Below are 2,131 nucleotides of genomic sequence, written 5' to 3'. Positions count from 1 at the left end.
GCGCTGCCCTACTACGAGGCGCTGGCACTGTTCAAACTCGCCATCATCCTCGAAGGCTCGCACGCCCGGCAGGTCAAATCCGGCGTCGATGCCGACCGCACAGACATGGGCCCGCGAGTGATTCGATTGCTTCATGGCGCAGCGGAATTTGCGCGCGGGCAACGGCTATGACCGAACCGCTGACCGATCGGCGACGGCGCCTGCTACGCGCCGACATCGGCCGTACCGCTATCGCGTTGTTCGCTGAGCGCGGTTTTGACACGGTTACTGTAGGCGACATCAGCGCCGCCGCTGGAATCTCCGAACGGACCTTCTTTCGGTACTTCGCATCCAAGGACGAAGTACTGCTGGACTACGAACGTCATGTGTGGGAGCGACTGATCCACGCGCTGGCTTCGCGCCCGGCCGACGAGGGTCCGGTCACCGCGCTACGGCAAGCCTTTTTGGCCACCTCCCACGTCGAACCAGCAGACCGTCTACGCGTCGTGCAACTGGGCCGCATTCTTGCCCAGGCACCGGAGTTGAATGCCCGCAGCCGCGGCCAGCGCCTGGTCAACGACGACGAGCTCGTCGCGCTGGTGGCGGGACGTTTCCCCAAGGGACACAAGGAGTCAACGATGCACGCGCGCATCGCCGTAACGGCGATGAACGCCGTCGCCGCCGCAGAGTTCGGCGCTTGGGTCCAAGGCGGCGGGCGGGGCGACCCGGCCGAGCGAATCCGGGCGGCACTGTCCCTGCTCGAGCAGGGAATCGGCAAGTTCGACGGAGGAGGAGACAACCAGTGACCAATCTCTTCGATCTGACCGGACGCACTGCACTTGTCACCGGCGCCACCCGCGGCATCGGCCGGGCGATCTGCGCGCAGCTGGCATCGTCGGGGGCGGACATCGTGGTAGTCAGCCGCAATTCTGAGGCATGCGAAAAGACCTCAGCCGAGATCGCCGCCACTGGTCGGCGCGCATTCTCGTTGCCCGCCAACGTCAACCGATGGGCCGAATGTGACCGCCTGGTTGACGAAGCCTACGCGGCCGTTGGGCGCATCGACATATTGGTCAATAACGCGGGATCGTCAGTGCGTTACGACAGTGTCGATGCGATCAGCGAAGAGCTCTTCGACAAGACCATTGCGCTGAACCTGAAGGGACCGTTCCGACTGACCGCCGCCATCGGCACCCGGATGGCGGCGGACGGCGGCGGCACCGTGGTCAACATCAGCACTATCTCCGCACACATGGGGGCCTCGCACGCCATCGTGTACGCCGCCGCCAAGGCGGGCCTCAACAATCTCACCAAGTCGTTCGCCCGGGCCTTCGCACCCAAAGTACGGGTCAACGCGGTCATGCCTGGCGCCGTCGACACCGACGTCATGAAGGCATGGCCGCAGACCGAACGCGACTTCGCGGCCAGCACCGCGCTACTCGGCCGAGTCGGTCAGCCAGACGAAATCTCGGGCGCAGTACTGTACCTCGCCTCCGATGCGGCCACGTTCACCACCGGACAAGTACTCGCTGTCGACGGCGGGCATCTCTGAGGAAGCAACAGCCATGCAATTAGACGGACGGTGTGCGGTGGTGACCGGCGGCGGTCACGGAATCGGGCGAGCGCTAGCAGAAGAACTCGCCGCGCGGGGCGCAAGGGTCGTCGTCGCCGACCTCAACGGCGAACGCGCGCAGAAGATCGCCACCCGCGTCGGAGGCATCGCCGTGCGCAGCGACGTCGGCTCCCCTGACTCCATCACCGCCCTTGTCGCCCGTGCCGAAGACATCTTCGGGCCGGTCGCCGTGTTTTGCTCGAATGCAGGATTCAGCGACACCGGAGACGGGCTGACCGAGTCGCCCGAGGAAATCCGTCGAATCGTCGACGTAAACCTGCTCGCCCACGTCTGGGCTGCGCAGGAAGTGCTTCCCGGCATGTTGGAACGTGGCGAAGGCTGGCTCATTCAAACCATCTCGTCTGCGGCATTGATCACCGGACCATCCTTCATGGGCTATACCCTGAGTAAACACGGAGCCCTCGGGTTCGCCGAATGGCTGGCCCTGAACTATGCCCACCGAGGCATCCAGGTCACCTGCCTGTGCCCGAACGCGGTGAACACCGGGATGCTGGGACGCAACGAGGACGATGAAAGCCT

Annotated in this window: 3 protein-coding genes; all 3 read left to right on the top strand. The window is 64.7% G+C overall.

Translation table 11 applies throughout. The features are described 5' to 3' along the window. Window positions 1-167: 167 nt before the first annotated feature. Complete coding sequence (locus tag A9X04_RS09880; protein WP_067917816.1) at window positions 168-785, top strand: TetR family transcriptional regulator; 618 nt, start codon at window positions 168-170, stop codon at window positions 783-785. Beyond that, a complete protein-coding gene (locus A9X04_RS09875) occupies window positions 782-1,531 on the top strand; it encodes an SDR family NAD(P)-dependent oxidoreductase (RefSeq protein ID WP_067919816.1) in 750 nt (249 codons plus the stop codon). Before A9X04_RS09880 ends, A9X04_RS09875 begins: the two co-directional genes overlap by 4 nt. Window positions 1,532-1,571: 40 nt before the next feature. After that, the coding region (locus tag A9X04_RS09870; protein ID WP_231985692.1) for an SDR family oxidoreductase at window positions 1,572-2,131 on the top strand (560 nt) is incomplete at its 3' end.

This window comes from Mycobacterium sp. E3247, from assembly GCF_001667785.1.
GTDB lineage: Bacteria > Actinomycetota > Actinomycetes > Mycobacteriales > Mycobacteriaceae > Mycobacterium.
The sequence above is the reverse complement of the archived record's forward strand: the minus strand, read 5'-3'. Positions and strand labels throughout refer to the sequence as shown.